Source organism: Xanthobacter sp. (assembly GCF_041911315.1).
In the GTDB taxonomy this organism is placed as follows: Bacteria; Pseudomonadota; Alphaproteobacteria; order Rhizobiales; family Xanthobacteraceae; genus Xanthobacter; species Xanthobacter aminoxidans.
Window position 1 is genome coordinate 1 of the sequence record NZ_JAYRPE010000028.1, and the last position, 23,448, is coordinate 23,448.

General features: G+C 68.1%; 17 protein-coding genes and 1 riboswitch. Of the genes, 10 read left to right on the forward strand and 7 right to left on the reverse strand.

Annotated elements, in window-relative coordinates; translation table 11 throughout:
* Positions 1–81: 81 nt before the first annotated feature.
* From prpC to ACE3QW_RS10565, 5 genes are all read right to left on the reverse strand, one after another.
* Positions 82–1,263 carry a 2-methylcitrate synthase gene (prpC, locus tag ACE3QW_RS10545; protein ID WP_374251460.1) on the reverse strand — a complete coding sequence of 394 codons (1,182 nt, stop codon included), beginning with the start codon at positions 1,261–1,263 and terminating at the stop codon, positions 82–84.
* A 10-nt stretch (positions 1,264–1,273) separates the two neighbouring features.
* Complete coding sequence (locus tag ACE3QW_RS10550; RefSeq protein ID WP_374251461.1) at positions 1,274–2,821, reverse strand: MmgE/PrpD family protein; 1,548 nt, start codon at positions 2,819–2,821, stop codon at positions 1,274–1,276.
* Complete coding sequence (locus ACE3QW_RS10555) at positions 2,818–3,270, reverse strand: acyl-CoA thioesterase (RefSeq protein ID WP_374251462.1); 453 nt, start codon at positions 3,268–3,270, stop codon at positions 2,818–2,820. The genes ACE3QW_RS10550 and ACE3QW_RS10555 overlap by 4 nt, the downstream gene beginning before the upstream one ends.
* 1 nt (position 3,271) lies before the next feature.
* Positions 3,272–3,517, reverse strand: coding sequence for a hypothetical protein (locus ACE3QW_RS10560; RefSeq protein ID WP_374251463.1), 246 nt, complete (start codon positions 3,515–3,517; stop codon positions 3,272–3,274).
* A gap of 189 nt (positions 3,518–3,706) precedes the next feature.
* Complete coding sequence (locus tag ACE3QW_RS10565; RefSeq protein ID WP_374251464.1) at positions 3,707–5,329, reverse strand: isocitrate lyase; 1,623 nt, start codon at positions 5,327–5,329, stop codon at positions 3,707–3,709.
* Positions 5,330–5,501: 172 nt separating this feature from the next.
* On the opposite strand from ACE3QW_RS10565, the gene ACE3QW_RS10570 reads away from it, so the two are divergent.
* The 5 genes from ACE3QW_RS10570 (at position 5,502) to ACE3QW_RS10590 (ending at position 16,276) form a co-directional block, all read left to right on the forward strand.
* The gene (locus ACE3QW_RS10570) at positions 5,502–6,914 is read left to right on the forward strand and encodes a short-chain fatty acyl-CoA regulator family protein (protein WP_374251476.1); all 1,413 of its coding nucleotides are present in this window, start codon (positions 5,502–5,504) and stop codon (positions 6,912–6,914) included.
* A gap of 554 nt (positions 6,915–7,468) precedes the next feature.
* Positions 7,469–7,667: riboswitch (cobalamin riboswitch) on the forward strand.
* Positions 7,668–7,820: 153 nt separating this feature from the next.
* Positions 7,821–10,682: a ribonucleoside-diphosphate reductase subunit alpha gene (locus tag ACE3QW_RS10575; protein WP_374251465.1), complete on the forward strand. Its 2,862-nt coding sequence runs from the start codon at positions 7,821–7,823 to the stop codon at positions 10,680–10,682.
* Positions 10,683–10,705: 23 nt separating this feature from the next.
* Positions 10,706–11,824: a ribonucleotide-diphosphate reductase subunit beta gene (locus ACE3QW_RS10580; protein WP_374251466.1), complete on the forward strand. Its 1,119-nt coding sequence runs from the start codon at positions 10,706–10,708 to the stop codon at positions 11,822–11,824.
* A 226-nt stretch (positions 11,825–12,050) separates the two neighbouring features.
* Entirely contained in the window at positions 12,051–13,169 is a 1,119-nt protein-coding gene (locus ACE3QW_RS10585; RefSeq protein ID WP_374251467.1) for an efflux RND transporter periplasmic adaptor subunit, read from the forward strand.
* Positions 13,169–16,276, forward strand: a complete 3,108-nt coding sequence (locus ACE3QW_RS10590; RefSeq protein ID WP_374251468.1) for a multidrug efflux RND transporter permease subunit — start codon at positions 13,169–13,171, stop codon at positions 16,274–16,276. Before ACE3QW_RS10585 ends, ACE3QW_RS10590 begins: the two co-directional genes overlap by 1 nt.
* 35 nt (positions 16,277–16,311) lie before the next feature.
* On the opposite strand, the gene ACE3QW_RS10595 is transcribed toward ACE3QW_RS10590, so the two are convergent.
* Positions 16,312–16,893 (reverse strand): cytochrome b, encoded by a 582-nt coding sequence (locus ACE3QW_RS10595; RefSeq protein ID WP_374251469.1) that lies wholly within the window; start codon positions 16,891–16,893, stop codon positions 16,312–16,314.
* Between the two features lie 49 nt (positions 16,894–16,942).
* Complete coding sequence (locus tag ACE3QW_RS10600) at positions 16,943–17,476, reverse strand: GNAT family N-acetyltransferase (protein ID WP_374251470.1); 534 nt, start codon at positions 17,474–17,476, stop codon at positions 16,943–16,945.
* Between the two features lie 357 nt (positions 17,477–17,833).
* On the opposite strand from ACE3QW_RS10600, the gene ACE3QW_RS10605 reads away from it, so the two are divergent.
* The 5 genes from ACE3QW_RS10605 to ACE3QW_RS10625 all read left to right on the forward strand — a co-directional run.
* Positions 17,834–18,502 carry a response regulator transcription factor gene (locus tag ACE3QW_RS10605; protein WP_374251471.1) on the forward strand — a complete coding sequence of 223 codons (669 nt, stop codon included), beginning with the start codon at positions 17,834–17,836 and terminating at the stop codon, positions 18,500–18,502.
* Complete coding sequence (locus tag ACE3QW_RS10610) at positions 18,499–19,827, forward strand: sensor histidine kinase (protein WP_374251472.1); 1,329 nt, start codon at positions 18,499–18,501, stop codon at positions 19,825–19,827. Before ACE3QW_RS10605 ends, ACE3QW_RS10610 begins: the two co-directional genes overlap by 4 nt.
* A 55-nt stretch (positions 19,828–19,882) precedes the next feature.
* Entirely contained in the window at positions 19,883–20,215 is a 333-nt protein-coding gene (locus tag ACE3QW_RS10615; protein WP_374251473.1) for a hypothetical protein, read from the forward strand.
* 60 nt (positions 20,216–20,275) lie between these two features.
* Positions 20,276–21,967: a cyclic peptide export ABC transporter gene (locus ACE3QW_RS10620; RefSeq protein ID WP_374251474.1), complete on the forward strand. Its 1,692-nt coding sequence runs from the start codon at positions 20,276–20,278 to the stop codon at positions 21,965–21,967.
* A gap of 253 nt (positions 21,968–22,220) precedes the next feature.
* Positions 22,221–23,448: TolC family protein (locus tag ACE3QW_RS10625; RefSeq protein WP_374251475.1), on the forward strand; the 1,228-nt coding region annotated here is incomplete at its 3' end.

Below are 23,448 nucleotides of genomic sequence, written 5' to 3' on the forward strand. Positions count from 1 at the left end.
CCTCCACGAGGGCCCGGAAGCGGGCGCCGGCAGGCGCGGCGGGGCGATCGGATGCGACGAGATAGGGCATGTGTCTCTCCTTCAGGCCGCGCGGACGGCGGCGCGACCGCGCGCTTCCAGCGGCACGAACACCTGGTGCTCCGGCCCCACATAATTGGCCGATGGGCGGATGATCTTGTTGTCGGCGCGCTGCTCTAGAATGTGCGCGCTCCAACCCGACGTGCGGGCGATGACGAAGAGCGGCGTGAACAGCGCCGTTGGTATTCCCATCATGTGATAGGAGACCGCGCTGAACCAATCGAGATTGGCGAACATCTTCTTGGTCTCGCCCATCACCTGCTCGATGCGGCTGGCGATGTCGAACATGCGGAGCGCGCCCGCCTCGATGGACAGCCGCCGCGCCACCTCCCGGATGACCACGTTGCGCGGGTCGGCCACGGTGTAGACCGGGTGGCCGAAGCCGATCACCACTTCCTTGGCGGCGATCCGGCGGCGGATGTCCGCTTCCGCCTCATCCGGGTCTGCGTAGCGCTTCTGGATTTCGAAAGCGACCTCATTGGCGCCGCCGTGCTTCGGCCCGCGCAGGGCGCCGATGGCGCCGGTGATGGCCGAGTAGACGTCGGCTCCGGTCCCGGCGATGGAGCGGGCGGTGAAGGTGGAGGCGTTGAACTCGTGCTCGGCATAGAGGATCAGCGAGGTGTGCATGGCCCGCACATGGCTCGCGCTCGGCGCCCGGCCGTGCAGCAGGTGGAGGAAATGGCCGCCGATGGTGTCGTCGTCGGTTTCCACCTCGATGCGCCGCCCATTCTGCGAGAAGTGGAACCAGTAGAGCAGCATGGAGCCGAGGGAGGCCAACAGCCGGTCGGCGATGTCCCGCGCGCCTGCCGGGTTGTGGTCCGCCGCCTCCGGCAACACGCAGCCGAGCGCCGAGACGCCGGAGCGCATCACGTCCATGGGGTGGGCTGCGGCTGGCAATTGCTCCAGCGTCCGGCGCACGGCCTCGGGCAGGCCGCGCAGACGCTTGAGCTTGGCCTGATAGGCGGAAAGCTCGGCGGCGGTGGGCAGGGCGCCATGGACGAGAAGATGGGCGATCTCCTCGAAGGTGCAGGTCTCCGCCACGTCGAGGATGTCGTAGCCGCGATAGTGCAGGTCGTTGCCCGTGCGGCCGACCGTGCATAGGGCGGTGTTGCCGGCCACCACGCCGGAGAGCGCCACGGACTTCTTGGGTGCGGGCTTCCCCGCGTTTGTCTGTTGCTCGGACATGGGGGCCTCCTCAGCCGGAAATCACTGTGAGCTCGGGCGCCGACCTGACGCGCCAGTCGAAGATGCCGGCGGCGCGCACCGCGCCCAGCAGCGCCGGGTCCACCTGGAAGGTGAGGCCGCTGAGGTCATCCGCCTTGAGCCGGGTCAGGCGCTCCACCGTGCCGAGGAAGCGATCCTGCTCAGACGGGGAGACCACGCCCTCCGCGAGCGCGCGGAACTTGGCGATGTACTCACGCCGGCCGAACGGGCGCGCGCCGAGGGGGTGTGCATCGGCAATCGCCAGTTCGTCCGCGATCACGCGGCCATCCTTGAGCGTCACCACCACACGGCCGCCGAAGGCCTTCTCCTTCGGATCGCGGCTGTGGTAGCGGCGCGTCCATTCCGGGTCCTCGACGGTGGTGATCGTGTGCCAGAGGTCCACCGTGGACGGGCGCGAAGCCCGTTCCGGCGCATAGGAACGCGCGTGGTGCCAGGCGCCGTCCTCCAGCGCCACGGCGAAGATGTACATGATGGAATGGTCGAGGGTTTCCCGGCTGGCCTTCGGATCCATCTTCTGCGGGTCGCCCGCGCCGGTGCCGATCACATAATGGGTGTGATGGGAGGTGTGGATGACGATGGAGGCCACCTGAGAGAGGTCGCCGATTTTCGGCCCCATCCGGCGGGCGAGGTCGATCAGGGCCTGGCTCTGATATTCCGCCGAGTGCTCCTTGGTGTAGGTGTCGAGGATGGCGCGCTTGGGCTCGCCCTTCTCCGGCAGCGGCACCACATATTCTGCTTTCGGGCCGCCGAGCAGGTAGGCGATGAAGCCGTCCTCTCCCTCCCAGGCCGGGGAGGGGGCGCCTTCGCCGCGCATCACCCGGTCCACCGCCTCCACAGCCATCTTGCCGGCGAAGGCAGGCGCATAGGCTTTCCAGCTGGAAATCTCGCCCTTGCGCGACTGGCGGGTGGTGGTGGTGACGTGGAGAGCCTGCTGCACCGCCTGGTAGACGGTCTCCGTCGGCAGGCCCAGCGCGGCGCCGATGCCGGCGGCGGCGGAGGGGCCGAGATGGGCGATGTGGTCGATCTTGTGCTCGTGCAGGCAGATGCCTTTCACAAGGTCGACCTGGATCTCGTAGCCGGTGGCGATGCCGCGCACCAGCGCCGCGCCATCGAGCCCGCAATGCTGCGCCACCGCCAGAATGGGCGGGATGTTGTCGCCGGGATGGGAATAGTCGGCGGCGAGAAACGTATCGTGAAAATCAAGCTCGCGGACGGCGACCCCATTGGCCCAGGCCGCCCATTCCGGCGACACACGCCGATGCGCGGAGAGGCCGAACACGGTTGCGCCGGGCTGGAAGGGATGGGCCAGCGCCTGCGCCCGGGCGCTCGCCACCGGGCGGCGCGTGAGAGAGGCCGCCGCCACGGCTGCATTGTCGATGATGCGGTTGCCGATCATCTCCGCGACGTCATCTCCCACCGGCACGGGATCGGTGGCGACTTCGGCGATCTTCCACGCGAGCTGGTCGGCGCGGGAGAGCGGTTCGGCGGACTTGTAGGTGCGTACGGTGTGCGACTTCACGATGCGTGATCCTCGGACGAAGCTGAAGGGGATGGCACGGGCACGGGCCGGCCGTCGGCATTGACCGCGACCATCTCGAAGGCGCCCCGCACGGCGAGGCGGCGGGCGCCGGACAGGAGGGCTTCGGCGGTCATGTCCACCTCGACGGTCATGGAGGTGCGACCGACACGCGTGACGCGGGCGGACAGCTCGATGATCTCACCGACGCGGACCGGAACGTGGAACTCGGTCTTCTCCGCGCTCGCCATCACCACGGGCGTGCGGGCGCGGCGGGTGGCGGCAACAAAGGCCGCCTTCCCCATGAGTGACAGCGCATTGCCTCCGAACAGGGTGCCGTAGTGGTTGGCCTGGTCGGGGAAGACCATCTCGATGAAGGAGGTTTCGGCGGGGCCGGGGGCTGCCCCCGCGAACTCCTCGGGCGGGGGCGCGGCAATGGCGGGGGCGGCCATCTCAGGCGCCTTCGCGCGGAGCGGCTTCGGGCCGTGTGACTTCGCGCACCAGCGGGATCATCTGATCGCCCCAGCTGCCGGCGCCGTCATGGTGACGAGAGACCCGCACCAGCTCCACCGAGACGCCGGCGGAGACAGCCCGCTGGATCGCGTCGTTCACCCGGTGGACGGCATCCGCGACGCGGTTGATGGCTCGGTCCCTGTCCGACAGGTCAGGCGGAGCGACGGGCTTGAATTCGGCATTCATTGGGACGGCTCCTGTGGAGGACGGGCGGTTGTCTCCTGCCGGGACAACACGGGTCGCTAGGGAACGACGGGGCGGGGATCGAGCCGCCGGAGCGATTGAAATGGCTCGGAGGTCACGCCGGCGGCTCACCCCTTTCCCCACTCTTCCGCACCTGAGGTGGGAGGCGTGGAGACAGGACGTTGCAGGCGCTTATTCGGCTGCCGCGAACTGGTTCATGGTGTTGGCGTGTCCCCCGGCCTTCAGGGCCCGCTCGCCGGCGACCATTTCCTTGAAGGTGTCCCCGAGATCGGACCCGACCTCGTGCTGGTGCTTCACCGCCGAGATGCCGCGCCGGATTTCCTCGCGCTGGACGCGGTTCACATACGCCTTCATGCGGTCCGGACCGAAATAGCCGTGGCTGAGTTCGTCGGTTGCAAGGGCGGTGAGGTGGAAGGTCGGCAGGGTAATGAGATTGTGGAACACGCCGGCCCGTGCCGCGATATCCGCCTGGAAGCGGGCGAGCCGGGCATCGGCCTCCCGTCCAAGCTCGTCGTCATCGAGCTTGGCGGACATCAGGAGCGTTCCGTCGGGATAGGCGTCGGCGGCAATACGGCCTTCCGCGATCCACTCGGTGCGGACCTGGCGGCGGATATTCAGCGTCCAGTTGAAGGACGGCGAATTGTTGTAGGTCAGCTTGGCGTTCGGGACGACTTGGCGGATCTCCGCCACCATGCCGGCAATCTCGTCCACGTTCGGGGTGTCAGTCTCGATCCAGAGGAGGTCGACGCCGCCTTCGGTGAGGGCGGCAATGCAGTCCTCTATGACGCGGGCGCGTCCCGAGCCGTCCTTGAAGGCGAATAGTCCGTTGGCGAGGCGCACGGGACGCACCAGCTCGCCGTTGAGCACGAGGCCCAGTTCGCCCTCGTGCAGCGGCTTCTCCAGCGTGACAGGCTCCACCTTCAGCCACTTGGTGTATTCGCTTGCGAGGTCGCCGGGTCTCTGGCTCACAGGGATCTTCTGGGTGAGGCCGGCGCCCAGGCTGTCGGTGCGGGCGACGATGACACCGTCATCGACTCCGAGTTCCTCGAAGGCGAGCCGCACGGCGCGCAGCTTCTCGATGAAATCTTCACGCGGCACCGTCACCTTTCCGTCCTGGTGGCCGCACTGCTTGGCGTCGGAGACCTGGTTCTCGATCTGGATGCAGCAGGCGCCAGCCTTGATGAGTTCCTTGGCCAGCAGGTAGGTGGCGTGCTCGTTGCCGAAGCCGGCGTCGATGTCCGCGATGATCGGCACCACATGGGTCTCGAAGCCGTCGATGGCGGCGATCGCCTCCCGTTCGGCAGCCCGATCGCCTTTCGCACGCGCGGCCTTCAGCGCCTTGAAGAGGTCGTTGATCGCCACCTCGTCGGCCTGGCGCAGGGAGACGTAGATCTCCTCGATCAGATCCGCCACGGCGGTCTTTTCGTGCATGGACTGGTCGGGCAGATGGCCGAAGCGGTTGCGCAGGCCCGCCACCATCCAGCCCGAGAGGTAGACATAGGCGCCACGCGCGGTGCCATTGAGCCGCTTGACCGACTTGACCATCTGCTGCGCATGGAAGCCCGACCAGCAGCCCAGCGACTGGGTGAAGCGCGATGGGTCGGCATCATAGGCCGCCATATCCGCCCGCATCACCTTGGCCATGGCGCGGGCGATGTCGAGATGGGTGTCGAACGTGTTCTGCAGGCGGAGCTGGATGATGTCATCGACGCTCACGCCGCCCGGTGCCGTTCCGTCGGGAAACCGTGCATTCAGCTCGGTGGCGAGTTCGGCATAGCTTCTCGACGTCCCCATGGGTGTCTCCCTCTTCGCGTTTCGGCATCCGTCCGTCGGTCGCGAATTTTCTTGCGACCGGATCGTTTCCTCACAATATTTGCCGCCAGATCAGTGCGGAATGACTGAAAATGCGTGGATTTGCGAGGCCTTACGGTCAGGTTTGCGAAGTTTGCGAATTGGGGCGAAGCTGATGAGGAAGACCTTTGTCGGCGTGCGGCTCAAGCGGCTGCGGGAAGAGCGGGGACTGACCCAGCTGGCGCTCGCCCAGGCCCTCGGGCTCTCTGCGAGCTACCTCAACCAGCTGGAGAAGAACCAGCGTCCGCTCACGGTGCCGGTGCTGCTGAAGATCAACGAGATCTTCGGCGTGGACGTCCAGCTCTTCTCCGAGGGAGAGGAGGGGCGCCTCGTGGCAGACCTGCGCGAAGTCTTCACGGATCCGCTCACGAGCGAGCATGTGAGCCTTGCCGAACTGAAGGAAGTGGCCTCCGCCATGCCGGCTCTGGGCCGCGCGGTGGTCGCGCTCAATCGACGCCTGCGGCATGCGGTGGAGCGGGCGGATGCCATGGCCGGTGAGCTGGGGCTCGGCTCAGGGGGCATGGCGATGCCGGCGGCTCTTATGCCTTATGAGCAGGTGCGTGATTTCTTCTACGCCCGTCACAATTATTTCGCCGAGCTGGACGACGCGGCCGAACGACTGGCGCAGGCGAGACAGCTCATCCCCGGCGACATGGCCGAGGGCCTCGCGCGGTATATGGACATGCGTCATGGCGTGCGGATCGAGCGCGCCGAAGACAAGGCGGCACAGCGCCGCTTTCTGCCCGGTGAACGGGTCCTGCGCCTATCCCGCCGGCTCGACGATGGTCAGCGGGCGTTCCAGATCGCCACCCAGCTTGCTTTCCTGGAGCAGGGCGCGCTGATTGAACGCCTTGCCGAAGAGGCATCGGCGGGCGTGAAGGAAACCCGAGCGCTCACACGGATCGGCCTTGCCAATTACTTCGCCGGTGCATTGCTGATGCCGTACCGCGTCTTCGTCGCCGCGGCGGAGCAGGAGCGTTATGACATCGAGCGTCTCGGCGCACGCTTCGGCGTCGGCTTCGAGACGATCTGCCATCGTCTTAGTTCGCTGCAGCGCCCGGGAGCGACGGGCGTGCCCTTCTTCTTCATTCGGGTGGATCGGGCGGGAAATATTTCGAAGCGGCAGTCGGCGACCGATTTCCATTTCTCCCGGGTGGGTGGCACCTGCCCGTTGTGGAACGTCTACGAGGCATTCGCCCAACCCGGAAGGATTCTCACCCAGCTGGCGCAGATGCCCGACGGGCGCACCTATCTGTGGATCGCTCGTACGGTGCATCACTCCGCCGGCGGCTATGGTGATCCGGGGAAGACCTTCGCCATCGGCCTCGGATGCGACATCCGCCACGCCGGACGGCTGGTTTACTCCAAAGGCCTCGCTCTGGATGATCCCAGCGCGGCCATTCCCATCGGTGCAGGATGCAAGGTGTGCGAGCGGCCGTCATGCCCGCAGCGTGCCTTCCCGCTGATCGGCCGCCTTCTGACGGTGGATGAGAATAGGAGTGTCTTCACGCCCTACTCCGAGGGGTGACAGGGCGAGGGATATTCTGACCTCCAGCACCCGATCACACCGATGGTTGGGCCCTATCCGGTTGAAGAATCGGGTTCCTTGCGTGTGACCGCTCCTGTTCCCCATCGGTCATCGATGGAGCGCAAACATCGCAGGCTGACAGGGCCGTCGGGTTCGGGCGCGCGGCGGCGGTCTGCCGCGCGCCAATTTCTCCGGGGTCTGGTGGCCCGGTGACGTCTTTGTTCGCGGGACCAACCCGTGGACAAGGTCCGTTGAGGCGAGGCATCACGGATGCCGGTGACCTTGTATTTCATGAGCCGATCGGGCACCCGATGCGCATCAGCCTGGAGCCCATGCGCGACATGATACGGCGCCCGGGAAATCTGCGGCCGCACGCGAGAGTAGATCGCGTGGGAGAGCGTGCCAATCTTCGGCACGACGGCCGCCGGTGGGCATTGCGAGGGGTCAAACAGGCTGCGGGAAAATCCCCGTAGGTCGCACCTCCGCCGTCAGGTCCGTCCGTGCGGGAGGGGACTCCGCAGGCGCAAAGTATTGACATTGCCGCCGCAATAGCCACTAAATCTGGTGGTCACGGTCTCTCGACTCGCAAGATCGAGAGCTAAGAGGGAAGCCGGTCCAAAGCCGGCGCTGCCCCCGCAACTGTAAGCGGCGAGTTCTTGTTCACCCATGTCACTGAGGCCCCATGGCCTTGGGAAGACGGACAAGAATGATGACCCGCGAGCCAGGAGACCTGCCGCGACACCAGTACGTCCACGGGCGGGGTGTCCCGGTGAGGCGCTTGCTGCGGGTGGCGTGCGCCTCCCCCTGTTTCGGCATGCGTCCGCCTGCTCTCCGTCCCCACATTCATCGGGGATGATGATGCCAGCGACAGCCGAACGCCATGCCAATGGCAGCCACAGATTTTCCATGCCGGCCCCTGACGTTGAAGCGGTCGCCAGCGCGCCCGGCTATCAGCTCATCCGCCGCAATGGGGCGGTCACGCCGTTCGATGCCGCCAAGATCGGGGTGGCCCTGACCAAGGCGTTCCTGGCCGTGGAGGGACAGTCGGCTGCCGCGTCCCGCCGCATCCACGACATTGTGGCCGGGCTCACCGACCAGATCGTGGCGAACCTCACCCGGCGCCCCGACGTCGGACGCACCTTTCATATCGAAGATGTGCAGGACCAGGTGGAACTGGCCCTCATGCGCGGGGAGCATCACAAGGTCGCCCGCGCCTATGTGCTCTATCGCGAGGCGCGGGCACGGGAACGCGCGAAGGCCCTCGCCGTGGCGCATCCGGGCGGTGATGCCGCCGCCGTGCTGCATGTGAGGACCGCCGACGGCGCATTGGTGCCGCTGGATGCCGCCCGCCTTTCCACCGTCATCGACGAGGCCTGCGCCGGGCTCGACGGCGTCTCGGCCGCGGCGGTGCTGAACGAGGCGCGACGCAACCTCTATGACGGCATCTCGCTGGACGAACTGGCGCAGGCGCCCATCCTGGCGGCGCGCACGCTGGTGGAGACCGAGCCGAACTATTCCAAGGTCAGCGCGCGCCTCCTGCTGGACAAGCTGCGCCGCGAGGCCCTCAGCTTCGTCGCCGGCCGGCCGGAACAGGCGACGCAGGCCGAGATGGCGGAGCGCTACGGCGATTATTTCAGCGCCTATGTGAAGACCGGCATTGCCAATGACCTGCTCGATCCCGAGCTCGGTCGCTTCGACCTTTCCCGGCTGGCTGCCGCCCTCAAGCCGGAGCGGGACCTCGCCTTCGACTATCTGGGCTTCCAGACGCTCTACGACCGCTATTTCCTGCATGTGCGCGGCACGCGCTTCGAGCTGCCGCAGGCCTTTTTCATGCGTGTCGCCATGGGCCTCGCGTTGCGCGAGATCGACCGGGAGGCGCGGGCGATCGAATTCTACGATCTCCTCTCCTCCTTCGACTTCATGGCCTCGACACCGACATTGTTCAATGCCGGGACGCTGCGCGCCCAGCTCTCCTCCTGCTTCCTCACCACGGTGGCGGATGACCTCGACGGCATCTTCAAGGCGGTGAAGGACAATGCGCTGCTCGCCAAATATTCCGGCGGCCTCGGCAATGACTGGACCCGGGTGCGCGGCCTCGGCGCCCACATCAAGGGGACCAATGGCGAGAGCCAGGGCGTGGTGCCGTTCCTGAAGGTGGCGAACGACACCGCCATCGCGGTGAACCAGGGCGGCAAGCGCAAGGGCGCGGTCTGCGCCTATCTGGAAACCTGGCATGTGGACATCGAGGACTTCCTCGATCTGCGCAAGAACACCGGCGACGAGCGCCGCCGCACCCATGACATGAACACCGCCAACTGGGTGCCGGACATGTTCATGGAGCGGGTGGAAGAGGACGGCGCATGGACCCTGTTCTCCCCCGATGAGACGCCCGATCTCCACGACCTTTACGGCCCCGCATTCAAGGCCGCCTATCTCGCCTATGAAGCGCGGGCCGCGCGGGGGGAAATGAAGGTCTTCAAGCAGGTGCGGGCGCTCGATCTGTGGCGGCGCATGCTGACCATGCTGTTCGAGACCGGCCATCCCTGGATCACCTTCAAGGACCCGTGCAATATCCGCTCGCCGCAGCAGCATGCGGGCGTGGTGCATTCTTCCAATCTCTGCACGGAAATCACGCTGAACACCTCGGACGACGAGGTGGCGGTGTGCAACCTCGGCTCAGTCAACCTGTTCTCCCATATCGCCGATGGCCGCCTGGACATGGAGAAGCTGGCGCGCACGGTGCGCATCGCCATGCGGATGCTGGACAACGTCATCGACATCAATTTCTACACCATCCCCGAGGCGCGCCGCTCCAACCTCCGGCATCGTCCCGTCGGCCTCGGCATCATGGGCTTCCAGGATGCGCTTCAGGCGCTTCGCCTTCCCTACGGCTCGGACGCGGCGGTGCGTTTCGCGGATGAGAGCATGGAGGCAATCTCCTTCCATGCCATCTCCGCCTCGGTGGATCTCGCTGCCGAGCGCGGGCGCTATCCGAGCTTTGCGGGCTCGCTCTGGTCGCAGGGCATCCTGCCCATCGACTCCCTCGAACGGCTCGCCGAGGCGCGCGGCGGTGCGGATTTCGACCGGTCCCGGACACTCGACTGGGACAGCCTGCGCCAGCGGGTGGTTGCCACCGGCATGCGCAATTCCAACTGCATGGCCATCGCGCCCACGGCCACCATCTCCAACATCTGCGGCGTCAGCCAGTCGATCGAGCCGGCGTATCAGAACCTCTATGTCAAATCGAACATGTCAGGCGACTTCACCGTGGTGAATGCCGCTCTCGTTCATGACCTGAAGGCCCGCGGACTCTGGGACGAGGTGATGGTTTCAGATCTCAAATATTTCGATGGGAGCCTGGGCGAAATCGCCCGGATTCCGGACGACCTGAAGGACCTCTACGCCACGGCCTTCGAGATCGACCCGGCCTGGCTCGTGGAGGCGGCCGAGCGCCGGCAGAAATGGATCGATCAGGCCCAGTCCCTCAACCTCTATATTGCCAGCCCTTCCGGCAAGAAGCTCGATGAGCTCTATCGCCTGGCCTGGAAGCGGGGGCTGAAGACGACCTATTATCTCAGGGCGCGCTCGGCCACCCATGTGGAGAAGTCCACGCTCAAGGGCACCGACGGCAAGCTCAACGCCGTCGCCGCCACGGTTTCGCCCGCGGTCGCGGCTTTCCCCGCAGCCATTTCCGGCGAAGCTGTCGATCGCGAAGCGTGGGGCAACGCCTGCGCCATCAACGCCCCCACCTGCGAAGCCTGCCAGTGACCGGCGGACAAGGACAAGAAACCATGCTCGACTGGTCTGACACCAAGCCACAGCCCGCCATCATGCCCGGCATTCCGGCCGGTCCCTCCGAAGCCACCGGCCTCGGGGAGATCGACCGCAACGGCGCCCGCGTCACCGTGGACGAGAAGCGCATGATCAATGCGCGCGCCGACGTGAACCAGCTTTTGCCAATGAAGTACCATTGGGCTTGGGAAAAATACCTGTCCGGCTGCAACAATCACTGGATGCCCACCGAGGTGTCCATGCAGGCGGATATCGCGCTGTGGAAGTCACGCGACGGCCTTACCGAGGACGAGCGGCGCATGCTGAAGCGCAATCTCGGCTTCTTCGCCGCCTCCGAGAGCCTGGTGGCGAACAACATCGTGCTCGCCATCTACCGCCACCTCACCAATCCCGAATGCCGGCAGTATCTGCTGCGACAGGCGTTCGAAGAGGCGATCCACACCCATACCTTCCAGTACATCGTCGAAAGCCTCGCCCTCGATGAGGGCGAGCTGTTCAACATGTATCGGGAGGTGCCCTCCATCACCGACAAGGCGGCGTGGGCCCTCAGGCACACCCGGAGCCTCGACGATCCGGAATTCCGCACCGGCACACCGGAAGCGGACCAGAAGTTCCTGCGCGACCTCGTCGCCTTCTACGTGGTGTTCGAGGGCATGTGGTTCTACACGGGGTTCGCGCAGATCCTCTCCCTCGGCCGCCGCAACAAGATGGTCGGTATTGCCGAGCAGTATCAGTACATCCTGCGCGACGAGAGCATCCATCTGAACTTCGGCATCGACGTGATCAACCAGATCAAGATCGAGAACCCGCACTTGTGGACCCGGGCATTCCAGGACGAGGTGCGCGGGATGCTGAAGGATGCGGCAGACCTCGAGGCGGCGTACGGCCGGGACACCATGCCCCGCGGCTTGCTCGGCCTGAATGCCGCGCTCTGTGAGCAGTACATGCACTTCATCGCCAACCGGCGCTGCGCGCAGCTCGGCCTCGCCCCGGTGTTCGCAGAGGCGGAGAACCCCTTCCCGTGGATGTCGGAGGCCATGGACCTGAAGAAGGAGAAGAACTTCTTCGAGACCCGCGTCATCGAGTACCAAAATGGCGGTGCGCTCGCCTGGGATTGAGCGGGGTTGCCTCCCGCCGCGGCGGTGATTGTCGTGACGCAGCACAATGGCCGCGTCGCGTGTGCCACGTTCCCCATCTCCCACGCCCGCGGCATGACACCCTGCCGCAGGCGAATTCCACAATTCTTTGTTCATCGTAATCTTTAGGCAATGACGCTGCGTAATAGCCCAGCCCATGAAAACCGATCTTCCTCGCCGAGGCCTTGTGTGGTCCCGGTGCTACCCCATGATTCTTGCAGGGGCGCTCGCCTTGGCGGCCTGCGGGGAGAGCCAGCCTGCGGCACCTCCCGAACCCGTCAATGTCTCGGTCGTGCAGCTGAGGCCCGAGGCCGTTACGATTCACGACGTGCTGCCCGGCCGGGTCGCGGCCTATCGCGTCGCGGAAATCCGGCCGCAGGTGGGCGGCATCATCCAGCACCGGCTGTTCCGGGAGGGGAGCGAGGTCGGGGCGGGCCAGCCACTGTTCCAGATCGACCCGGCCGCGTTCGCCGCGGAAGTCGACATGGCAGCTGCGGTCCTGCGCCGGGCCGAGGCGGTGCTCGACCGGGCCGAGGCGCAGGTGAGGCGCGTCGAGGCGCTTCTCAAGACCAACACCGCCACCCAGCAGGCGCATGAGGATGCCATCGCCGCGCGCGCTCAGGCCGCCGCCGATGTCGCCCACAGCCGGGCGGCGCTGGAGCGGCGGACGCTCGATCTCGGCTTCGCCACCCTCCGCGCGCCCATCGCCGGGCGCATCGACCACGCGCTTGTGAGCGAGGGCGCGCTGGCGACCCCCGGCGGCGCTTCGCCCCTCGCCATCGTGCAGCAGATCGACCGGGTCTATGTCGATCTGCGCCAGCCGGCGCGGCACCTGGAAGCCCTGCGGCGGCTGGCGCGGGCCGACGGGGCGGATGCGGGCGCGGTGGACATCCTCTCGGCGGACGGCGAGGCCTTTCCTGTGGTCGGACGGCTGCTGTTCTCGGGGGTCAGCGTGGACCCCGGCACGGGCGAGGTGATCCTGCGCGTCGAGACCGACAATCCCGGGCGCCTGCTACTCCCGGGCATGTTCGTGCGGGCGCGGCTGCTGCGGGAGAAGCGGCCCGAGGCCCTGCTGGTGCCGCTGCAGGCGGTGCAGCGCGACGGCAACGGCATGGAACACGTCAGCATCGTCGAGGACCCCGGCCGGGTGGCGCGGCGCGAGATCGTGACCGGCGCGCAGATCGACGGGCGCATCGTCGTCGAGCGCGGGCTGCGCGCCGGCGAGCGGGTGATCGTGGAGGGGCAGGACCATGTCCAGCCGGGCGCCCAGGTGACCGCCTTGCCGTGGCAGCGCGAGCGCGTGGCGGATGCGGAGCCGCAGCGCTGATGCCCGCCTTCTTCATCGACCGGCCGGTCTTCGCCTGGGTCATCGCGATCGTCATCGCGCTCGCCGGGGCCATCGCCATCCCACAGCTTCCTACCGAGCGCTATCCCGCCATCGCGCCGCCCAGCATCAGCATCTATGCGACCTACCCCGGCGCCTCGCCGCAGACGATGAGTGACGGGGTCATCAGCCTGATCGAGCGTGAACTGTCGAGCGTGCGCAATCTCCTGTATTTCGAGAGCGCGACGGACACGTCCGGCACTGCCACGATCACCGTGACGTTCAAGCCCGGCACCAACCCCGATCTGGCGCAGGTCGACGTGCAGAACCGCCTGAAGACCGTGGAGCCGCGCCTGCCGCAGGCGGTCCGGCAGCTTGGCCTGACGGTCGAGGCGGCGGCCTCCGGCTTCCTGCTGCTGGTGGATATCATCGCTCCCGGCGGGGCGTATGACGAGGTGTCCCTCGGCGACTATGCCGTGCGCAACGTCGCCGACGAGCTCAAGCGCGTGCCGGGTGTCGGGCGTGTCCAGCTCTTTGCGACGGAGCGCGCGATGCGGATCTGGATCGATCCGGTCAAGCTGTCGGCCCACGGAATCACCTTCGGCGATGTCACCTCCGCAATCGCGCAGCAGAACGTGCAGATCGCGCCGGGCGCCCTCGGGGCCGAGCCGACCACCGCCGGCCAGCGGGTCACCGTGCCGCTGGAGGTCGATGGACGGCTGAGGACGCCCGAGGAGTTCCGCGCCATCGTGCTGCGCGCCCATCCGGACGGATCGACCCTCACCCTCGGCGCGGTCGCGCAGGTGGAGTTCGGCGCGCAATCCTACGCCTTCGCGACCCGCTCCAACGGCAAGCCGGTGGCGACGCTCGCGGTCCAGCTCGCGCCCGGCGCCAACGCGGTGACGACCTCATCGGCCATCGCCGCGCGGATGACGGAGCTGGCCAAGGCGATGCCGGAGGGAATGGGATTCTCGATCCCCTTCGACACCGCGCCTTTCGTGCGCGTCTCCATCGAGAAGGTGCTGGTCACCCTGCTGGAGGCCATGGCGCTGGTCTTCCTGGTGATGTTCGTGTTCCTGCAGAACGTCCGCTGCACCCTGATCCCGGCGATCGTGGCGCCCATCGCGCTGCTCGGCACCTTCGCGGTGATGCTGGCGGCGGGCTATTCCATCAACGTGCTGACCATGTTCGGCATGGTGCTGGCCATCGGCATCATCGTCGACGATGCCATCGTGGTAGTCGAGACCGTCGAGCGGCTGATGGCGCAGGAGGGGCTCGCCCCGCGCGAGGCGACGCTGCGGGCGATGGGCGAGATGAGCGGGGCGGTGGTCGGCATCACGCTCGTGCTCTCGGCGGTGTTCGTGCCGATGGCGCTGGCGGGCGGCTCGGTCGGCGTCATCTATCGGCAGTTCGTGCTCACGATGGCGGTGTCGATCCTGCTGTCGGCCTTCCTTGCCCTCACGCTCACGCCGGCGCTCTGCGCGACCATGCTCCGGCCGGTGCGGGAGCATGGGGAGAAGCGGGGCGTCTTCGGCTGGTTCGACCGGTGCTTCGCGGGGCTGACGCGCGGCTACGCGCGCGGCGTCGCCCGGCTGGTGGGACGGCCCTGGCGGATGATGGCGGGTTTCGCGGTGGTCGTGATGCTGCTCGGCCTCGCCTTCGCGCGGTTGCCCTCGGCCTTCCTGCCGGAGGAGGACCAGGGCTATTTCCTGACCTCCATCCAGCTGCCGCCGGACGCGACCGCCAACCGCACGCGCGAGGCGGTCGAGACCATGGAACGGCACAACGCCACCCGGCCGGCCGTCCGGCACACCGAGAGCATCATGGGGTTCGGCTTCTCGGGCTCCGGCCCGAACGCGGCCATGATCTACACCATTCTGACGGACTGGAACGCGCGCCAGGGTGCGAGCGCCGCCGACGAAGTGGCGCGGGCCAACGCGGCCGCCCGCTCGGTCCGCGAGGGCAGTGTCGTCAGCATGCTGCCGCCGGCCATCGACGGGCTCGGCACGACCTCCGGCTTCGCGCTGCGGCTGGAGGATCGCGCCGGCCGTGGCCCGGTCGCGCTCGCGGCGGCGAAGGACCGGCTGCTGGCGGCGGCCGCCGCGAGCCCCGTGCTCACCGACGTCTATGAGGAGGGCCTGCCGCCCGGAAACCGCATCCGGCTTCACATCGACCGGCTGAAGGCGCAGGTCCTCGGCGTCTCCTTCGCCGACATCGCGGACACGCTCAGCGCGGCGATGGGCTCATCCTATGTCAACGATTTCACCAATCTCGGACGCGTGCAGCAGGTGATCGTGCAGGCCGACGCGGCGGCGCGGATGACGCTCGACGATATTCTGGGGCTCGAGGTGCGCAACGCCGCCGGTCGTTCCGTGCAGCTGTCGGAACTCGCTGCGCCGGCGTGGGAGAGTGGCCCGCTCCAGCTCGTGCGGTACAACGGCTATCCGGCGGCGCGGATCACCGGAGCCGCCGCGCCGGGCCGCTCCAGCGGAGAGGCCATGCGGGAAATGGAGAGGCTGGCGCGCCAGCTGCCGCCGGGCTTCGCCGTCACGTGGACCGGCCAGTCGCTGCAGGAGCAGGAGGCTGGCGCGCAGGCGCCGCTGCTGCTCACCCTCTCCATGCTGGTGGTGTTTCTGGTGCTCGCCGCGCTCTACGAAAGCTGGTCGGTGCCGCTCGCCGTCATGCTGGTGGTGCCGCTCGGCCTGATCGGCGCGGTGGCCGCCGTGATGCTGCGGGATATGCCGAACGACGTGCTCTTCACAGTGGGGCTGGTCACCGTCATCGGGCTTTCGGCCAAGAACGCCATCCTGATCGTCGAGTTCGCCCGGGCCGCCCGCGCGCGGGGGCTCGATCCGGCGCAGGCGGCGGTAGAAGCGGCGCAGCTGCGGCTACGGCCCATCGTGATGACGAGCCTCGCCTTCACGCTCGGCATCGTGCCGCTGATGGTCGCCTCCGGGGCGGGCAGCGAGACCCAGCAGTCCATCGGCACGGGCGTCTTCGGCGGCATGATCAGTGCCACCGTCCTCGCCGTCCTCTTCGTGCCGGTGTTCTTCGTCGTCGTGACGAAGCTGGCGGAGCGGCTGGCCGGGCGGGTCGGGCGCGGCGGCTGAGCCTTTGGCCGGCCCGGCTGGGCCGGGTTAGGGCGTCAGGCGCGGCTGCGCCACATGCGCGGCAGAACGTCGGTGGGGCCGTTCCTGTCCTCGAAACGGTGCTTCAGCGTGCCCGCCACGTGCAGGACGACGCAGGCGAGGAGCAGATAGGCGGCGTATTTGTGGAGCGCCTGAAACACCGCGAAGGCCGCGTCGTTCTTCGGCAGGAGCTCCGGCAGGTGCGGCAGGAAGAAAAAGGGCACGCCGTCGCTCTGGGTGAAGCTGCTGGACATGGCATAGCCCAGCAGCGGGATGAGCACGGTGAGCGCGATCATCAGGCGGTGGATGGCGTGCGACATCATCTTCTCCCAGCCCCGCAGCGCCGGAGGCAGGCCGGGAATCACGGCGCTGTAGCGCCAGCGCAAGGTCAGCTGCACCAGCGCGACGAGCCAAACCAGGATGCCGAACTGCTTGTGGTTCACGTAGAAGAAGCCGGCAGTCGGATCGTCTTCGGCGAGGCGTGTCATGTGCCAGCCGGCTGCGATCAGCGCGAGGATCAGCACCGCCCGCACCCAATGCAGGATGCGCATGGAGCGCGGGTAGACGACGCCCTCTCCGGCGTGCGGCGATTGAGGCATGACTCTTTTCCTGTTCTGTGTGGTGGCGTCCCGAGCCCGGTGGGCCGGTCTAGTCCCGACCCGCCATGACCTTCTCGAACCTGAACATGCCGCCGCCGCCCGGGAGGGCGGGCTGGTCGTCGCGGTGGGGATCGGGGTGGCCGGCGTGATAATAGGCGACGATCCTGAAGCCGCATGTGTTGACGTAGAAGTGGATGTTCCGCCTCTCGAAATAGGGGGTGTGGGTCGTCCACACCCGCGTTTGCGGATAGCGGGCTTCGATCGCCGACCAGGCGCGCCTGCCGATGCCTTGGCCTTCATGGCCCACGGCCACGAAGAACAGGTCGAGGGCGTTCTGCCCGGTCAGCCTGTCGATGACAACGACCGCGCCGCCGACCCTGTGTCCGTTCCGCACGATGTGAAGAACCTCCGCGCCCGCGGCTTCGCAGGACTCCCTGATGATCTCGTCCGGCGGGATGGCGGTCTCCGCCAGCGCGCCGAATTCCGCCACGGCGGCGACGGCGAAGGCCTCCCGCAAATCCTGCCGGTAGCGCGGCAGGTCGGCGGGGGCCACAGGCTCGAGCGTCATAATATCGTGATCCAAGTCATGATCCGGCTGAAGGCCTGCTCCGGGCACAGGGTTTGGGGGATGCAGCGTGGTCGCCGGCCTCCGGCCCGCTGCGGGATCCGGCACCCTGCCGACGGCGCAAGAGGGCGTGATGGCTTCGGATGGCACCGTATCCGCTCAGCAGACACAGTTGATCCCCCGCACACCCGAAGCCATCGCGTACGCGGGGCGGGCCGCGCCCCGTCCATGAATCGGGGCTTCATTGCGTGGACATTACACCGCCCCGGCGGACCGGCGCGGCCCCGCCTCGGCGCGGGTGTAATCTTCATGTAACGATGGCAGCCAAGAAGCGGGCGACAAGGAAGCGGCACCACACGAAGAGGGCATTCATCCGTGCGCATACTCGTCATAGAGGATGATGCCGATCTCGGCCCCTGGCTTCGGGATGCGCTGGAGGCCGCGCTCGGCGGGGCCGATCGCGTGGCGACGCTCGACGAGGCCGAGACCGCCCTGAAGGTGCGCCCCTTCGATCTGGTGGTGATGGACCGCCGGCTGCCGGACGGCGACGCGGTGACGCTGATCGCCAAAATGCGGATGCTCAGCCCGCGCCCGAGCATCCTGGTGCTTACCGCGTTGGACGATCCCAACGAGATCGCGCGGGCGCTGGATGCCGGCGCCGACGACTATCTCGCCAAGCCCTTCGAGCCGGTGGAGCTGATCGCGCGGGCGCGGGCGGTGCTGAGGCGCAACCAGCTCGACCAGAAGGGCGTCACCAGCGTGTCGAACCTGCGCTTCGACACCTTCGCGCGCACCGCCTACGTGGACGACCAGCCGCTGATCCTGCCGCGCCGGGAGCTCGCCTTGCTGGAAGCGCTGATGCGCCGGGCGGGGCAGGTGGTGCTGCGCGAATCCCTCGACAACGCGGTCTACGGCTTCGACGACGAGATCCAGTCCAATGCCATCGACGCCCACCTGTCGCGCTTGCGCAAGCGCTTGCGGGAAGCCGGCTGCCGTGCGGAAATCAAGGCCCTGCGCGGAATCGGTTATCTGATGGCTGAATGAGGATGTTGCTGAAGAGATCCATCGCCTCGTCGGCCGCGATGCTGCTCGGAGGCCTGATCTCGGCGCTGCTGTGCTGCCTCTTCGTCGGCTTCATCGCCTTCTACGGGGACGACGGCGACGTCGCGCAGTCCGATGTCGCCACCGAGATCAAGCGCTCGATCCGGCTCGACGAGGCGGGCCGCCCCCTGCTGACGCCGACGGGGCGGTTGATCGCGTTTCAGCGGCAGTTTCCGCAGCTCTGGTATGTGGTCAGCACGCCTCACGGCAGCCTTTCCTATGGCGCGGTGCCCCCGCGCGTGCGCGGGGGGCTTGGCCTGCCGGATGCGTCGGAGGCGCGGTCCGCTTATGACGCCAGCGGGCCCGAGATGCAGCTCCTTGGCACGACGCGCGCCGAGGACGACCCGGCCATGCTCATCGCCCTCGGCGGGGCGGTCTACACCAGCACGGAAGTCGTCCTGTCGCTCCTGCGGGAGCCTGACATACCCTCGACGCTCCTGGCGGCGGTGATGGCCATCATCATCCTCACGACCATTCTGGTGGTGCCGGCGCTGATCGTGCGGCCGGTGCGCCGGGCGGCGGCCGCCGCCGAGGAGATCGGCGCCCGGGAGGGCGCGCGGCTGCCGGTCGATCGGCAGCCCTCGGAGCTGAAGCCGCTCGCCCTCGCCTTCAATCGCGCCCTCGACCGGATCGACGCCGCGACGGCGGAGCAGCGGCGCTTCCTGTCGAATGCCGCCCACGAGCTGCGCACGCCACTGACCCGCCTGCGCACGCGCCTTGAGCGCGTCGAGGATCGCGAGATCAAGGCGGAGCTGGTGGGGGAGCTGCAATCGCTGTCGGCGACGGTGACCATGCTGCTGCAGCTCGCGCGGCTCACCTCCCAGCCCACGGAGATGCAGCCCATCGATCTCGTCTCGGTGGTCCGCGAGGCGACGGCCCGCGAGGTGCCGACGGCGCTGGCGAGCGGCGTGGACATCGAGCTGCGCGGCGAGGGGCCGGTGATGGTCTCCGGCTCGGCGCAGGCCATCGGCATCGGCCTGTCCAATCTCGTACGCAACGCGATCCAGCACGGCGGCAGCGGAGGCCGGGTGGTGGTCGAGGTGGCCGCGTCCCGGCGGGTCTCGGTGATCGATTTCGGCCCCGGCATCGGCACAGCCTATGGCGGGCGCACGGTCATGGAGCCGTTCGCGCGCGGCAAGCAGGATTCCGCCGGCACGGGCCTCGGCCTCGCCATCGTTGCGCAGGTCGCGGCGCTGCACGGCGCCGGCCTCTCCATGGAGGAAACGCCGGGCGGTGGCACGACGGTGACCTTGAGCTTTCCGCAATGATGTTCCGCCGGCCCGCCGTGTAATGCGTCGGTAATCCTGGGGGCGAGAATGGCACATGTCTTCCATTTCTCCGGGATTCATCATGCGCACCATCGCCACGCTTCTTCTCGGTGCTGCCGTCGCGAGCGCCCTGAGCGTCAGTCCCGCGGCCGCGGACAGTGACGACATCATTGCCGGCGCCATCGCGGGCGCTGCTGCCGGTGCATGGGCCGGATCGGTCTTCGCCGCGCCGCCGCCTCAGGTCTATGTCTATGGCCCCTATCCCGGCTGGACCCGTCCCGTGCCGCAGCCCCCGCCCATCGGGATCTACCATCCGGATTTCCATCGGGACGGCTGGGACGAGGATTTCGACGAGGAGCCCGGTGACGATGGCGACTGGGGCCACTGATCCGGCCCCGCCCCGCCGCGCGCCGAAATCTCCCGTTCCAGACCTGATTGCGACCCTGCGATGACCTCCTCTCCCGCCGAACCGGCCCCGCATCTTTTGCGCGAGGTGCTGCGCCTTCTGCGCCCCTTCTGGCGGCTCATCCTGCTGGCGAGCCTCGCGGGCGGCGCGGGCGGATTGGCCATGGCCTGGGCGCTCTCGCTCATCAACGGCGCGCTCGCCTCCGCCGCGTCCACGGGGATGCTGATGGGCCTTGCCGCGCTGTGCCTCCTCAGCCTCGCCGGCCAGCTCATCGCCGGCATCGGCAACAGCCTGCTGGGGCAGCGCATCGTCGCGCGGCTGCGGCAGGAGGTGTGCCACCGCATCCTCGATGCGCCGCTCGCCGAGATCGAGCGGATGAAGAGCCCGCGGCTCATGGCGGTGCTCAACGGCGACGTGGAGAAGATCGCCGAGTTCGGCAACCATTTCGCGGGCTACACCACCGCCCTGGCGATGGTTCTGGGCTGCCTCGCCTATCTGTTCGTGCTGTCGGTGCCGATGCTGTGCTTCGGCTTGGTGCTGGTGGTGCTGGGCGGGGTGCTCAACTCAGTGGCCATGCGGGCCTGGCTTGTCCGGTTCGACGAGGCGCGCGGTCTCGACGACCAGTTGCAGAAGCAGTATCGCGCCATCATCGAAGGCGCCAAGGAACTGCGCCTCAATCGCCCGCGCCGGCTGCGCGTGGAGCGGCAGGGTATCTGCGCCCTCACCAACCGCATCGCCGCCGTCAACGGCCGGGCTTACGCCCTGTTCTGGGCCGTCGATACCATCAGCATCGCGCTGATCTTCGTGTTCGTCTGCATCGTCCTGGTGCTGCGGCCCCATCTCGGCATCGACAACGAGGTCATCACCGGCTTCATCATCGTGATGCTGTTCGCCAAGGGGCCGATCGAGGAACTGGCCAGCGCGCTGCCGGTGTTCAGCCAGGCGCAGATCGCCCTGCGCCGCATCAGCGCCCTGACGGCCGGCCTCGCCGAAGAGGGTTCGAACGTCGCGGGCAGGCACCCTGCGCCGCCCTTCTGCGACAGCCTCGCCCTTCAGGGCGTGCGCCACAGCTTCGCCGGCGAGGGAGGCGCGGGCGGCTTCGCGCTGGATGTTCCGCACCTGACCATTCGGCAGGGCGAGATTACATTCATCGTCGGCGGCAACGGCAGCGGCAAGACGACCCTCATCAAGATCCTGCTCGGGCTGTACCGGCCCTGCACTGGCCACGTGCTGCTGGACGGGCGGCCCGTGCTCGCCGCCGGGCTCGAAGGCTACCGGCAGCTGTTTTCCGGCGTGTTCGCCGACTACCACCTGTTCGACGAGATTCTGGCCGGGCCGGGCGGCGCACTGCGGGTCAATGCCTGGCTGCAGCGGCTCGATCTCGCGGGCGTGGTGGCGGTCGAAGAGGGGCGCCTCGCCACCACCGATCTCTCCACCGGGCAGCGCAAGCGGCTGGCCTTCATCCACGCCGTGCTGGAGGATCGACCGATCCTGATGTTCGACGAATGGGCGGCGGACCAGGATCCGGACTTCCGGGCCATGTTCTACCGCAAGCTCCTGCCGGAGCTGCGGCAGGCCGGCAAGACCGTGATCGCGGTGTCGCATGATGACCGATATTTCGATGCGGCCGACCGCATCGTGCACATGGCGCGCGGGCGCGTGACCGCGACCGAAACCGTCGGCGCGCGCATGGCCGCCGCCACTGCGGCTCCCCTCGCGGTGCACGGGGCGTAATGCTCGCGTAATCGCGCCGCGCAAGATGCCGTGATGCTCGCGAGGGCCACTGGACTGCAACACCCGCCAGCATCCTCGCTTCCGGGCATCCTGGCTGGCCGGCCTCGCGCCGATGGCGAGGATGCCGACCAGCGCCACATGACGGACGATGCCGCTGCAACCTTCTCCCATGTCTTGCGATGGTCGTGCGCGGGTCGGCCGTCCGTCCGCGGCCCTGGCACTCGCGGGCGTCTGGCTGGTGGCGGGCTGCTCGATGTTGGAGCCCGTCGTCGCCGAGGCGCCGGTGCTACCCGGGCGTTATGCGCAGGACGCCGCGCCGGGACCACGGCGGGATATCGACGGCTGGTGGCGCCGCTTCCGCGATCCGGCGCTGGACCGGCTCATCGCCCAGGCGGCTCGCCAGAATCTCTCCATCGCGCAGGCGAAGGCGCGCCTGGCGGCCGGGCGAAGTCTGGCGGGCGCCGCATCCGCCTTGTTCCTTCCGAGCGTGGGCAGCAGCGGGCAGGCGCTGGCCGGCACGTCGGAGGAGCCGTTCGAGGATCCCCTGCGGCAGCCGGTGGTCGCCGGGTTCGATGCGAGCTGGGACGTGGGCCTGTTCGGCCTGTCGGAGAGCAGCCAGCAGGCTGCGGCTGCCTCGGCCGCCATTGCCGGCGACGAGCTGGAAGCGGTCCGCATCGCGGTGACCGCGGAGGTCGCGGCGGCCTACATCTCCCTGTGCTCCACGACGCGGCAGCGGGAGCTGTTGGCTGCTCTCCTCGCGACGCAGGAGCGGCGCGCGGGCCTCGCGCGCAGCCGGGAGCGGATCGGCCTTGCGCCGCCGGGTGCGGATGCCGACGGTGCCGCCGTCGCGGAGACGCAGGTCGAGCTCGCCCGGCTCGATGCCCGCGCGCGGGCGTTGCGCCATCAGATTGCGACGCTGCTCGGCACCGCGATGCCCGACGATACGCTCGGTGCCTCGGGGCGACAGCCGCTTCCGCCGGACGGTCCGGAGGCCGGGCGGCCGGCCGATCTCCTGCGGGCGCGGCCGGATGTGCGGGCGGCCGAGCAACGGGTGCTGAAGGCCGCCGCCGATGTGGGGATCGCGAAGGCGGATCTCTATCCGAAGCTGCGGCTCGGCGGCACGATCGGCGTCGGCCTGCCGTCTCCCGGTTCGCCGCTGGGCCTCGCCGGCGGGCCGTCCCTCCAGATTTCCCTGTTCGACCATGGCCGGCGGGAAGCCGCGGTCGATGCCCGGCGCGCGCTGCTGGAGGAGGCGCTGGCGGCCTATCGTCAGGCCGTCCTCACCGCCTATCAGGAAGCGGCCGGGGCGCTCGCGAACTGGCGCGCCGCGCGCGCGGCGACGACACGCCTCTCGGCTGTGATCGAGGCGGACCAGCGGCAGGCCCGCCGGCTCGGCATCCTCTACCGGGAGGGGCTTGCGGATGCGGGCGGCCGGGCGGACGCGGACGCCGGCCTGATCCAGGCGCGGCGCCGGCTGGCCG

What these genes read in the sequence shown, in the direction of transcription:
- prpC (WP_374251460.1), bottom strand. Translation starts at nt 1,263, where the DNA reads ATGTCCGAGCAACAGACAAACGCGGGGAAGCCCGCACCCAAGAAGTCC.
- ACE3QW_RS10555 (WP_374251462.1), bottom strand. Translation starts at nt 3,270, where the DNA reads ATGGCCGCCCCCGCCATTGCCGCGCCCCCGCCCGAGGAGTTCGCGGGG.
- ACE3QW_RS10560 (WP_374251463.1), bottom strand. Translation starts at nt 3,517, where the DNA reads ATGAATGCCGAATTCAAGCCCGTCGCTCCGCCTGACCTGTCGGACAGG.
- ACE3QW_RS10565 (WP_374251464.1), bottom strand. Translation starts at nt 5,329, where the DNA reads ATGGGGACGTCGAGAAGCTATGCCGAACTCGCCACCGAGCTGAATGCA.
- ACE3QW_RS10570 (WP_374251476.1), top strand. Translation starts at nt 5,502, where the DNA reads ATGAGGAAGACCTTTGTCGGCGTGCGGCTCAAGCGGCTGCGGGAAGAG.
- ACE3QW_RS10575 (WP_374251465.1), top strand. Translation starts at nt 7,821, where the DNA reads ATGCCGGCCCCTGACGTTGAAGCGGTCGCCAGCGCGCCCGGCTATCAG.
- ACE3QW_RS10580 (WP_374251466.1), top strand. Translation starts at nt 10,706, where the DNA reads ATGCTCGACTGGTCTGACACCAAGCCACAGCCCGCCATCATGCCCGGC.
- ACE3QW_RS10585 (WP_374251467.1), top strand. Translation starts at nt 12,051, where the DNA reads ATGATTCTTGCAGGGGCGCTCGCCTTGGCGGCCTGCGGGGAGAGCCAG.
- ACE3QW_RS10590 (WP_374251468.1), top strand. Translation starts at nt 13,169, where the DNA reads ATGCCCGCCTTCTTCATCGACCGGCCGGTCTTCGCCTGGGTCATCGCG.
- ACE3QW_RS10595 (WP_374251469.1), bottom strand. Translation starts at nt 16,893, where the DNA reads ATGCCTCAATCGCCGCACGCCGGAGAGGGCGTCGTCTACCCGCGCTCC.
- ACE3QW_RS10610 (WP_374251472.1), top strand. Translation starts at nt 18,499, where the DNA reads ATGAGGATGTTGCTGAAGAGATCCATCGCCTCGTCGGCCGCGATGCTG.
- ACE3QW_RS10615 (WP_374251473.1), top strand. Translation starts at nt 19,883, where the DNA reads ATGTCTTCCATTTCTCCGGGATTCATCATGCGCACCATCGCCACGCTT.
- ACE3QW_RS10620 (WP_374251474.1), top strand. Translation starts at nt 20,276, where the DNA reads ATGACCTCCTCTCCCGCCGAACCGGCCCCGCATCTTTTGCGCGAGGTG.